1 protein-coding gene is annotated in these 243 nt (G+C 51.9%); it reads left to right on the top strand.

Features of this window, described 5'->3' with window-relative positions; translation table 11 throughout:
• Nucleotides 1-243 (top strand): VCBS domain-containing protein (locus H8K36_RS19075; RefSeq protein ID WP_186918098.1); only part of this gene is annotated, 243 nt, incomplete at both ends.

The following is a 243-nucleotide window of genomic DNA, read 5'->3' as shown; positions in this document are numbered from 1 at the left end:
CAGCAGGTACGTTCACCAATGCAGCAGGCTACGGTACCTTGGTCTTGAACAGCAATGGTACCTACACGTACACGCTCAACAACAGTAATGCGGCCGTCAATGGCTTAGGTGCCGGTCAAAGCTTGACCGATAGCTTTACGTACACCTTAACTGATGGTGACGGCAGTACGACAACGGCAACCTTGGTCATTACGATCAATGGTAATACCGATGGTGGTCCAACGGTCACGATCCCGGACAGCA

This window comes from Affinundibacterium nitidum, from assembly GCF_014284155.1.
GTDB lineage: Bacteria > Pseudomonadota > Gammaproteobacteria > Burkholderiales > Burkholderiaceae_D > Undibacterium > Undibacterium nitidum.
The sequence above is the reverse complement of the archived record's forward strand: the minus strand, read 5'-3'. Positions and strand labels throughout refer to the sequence as shown.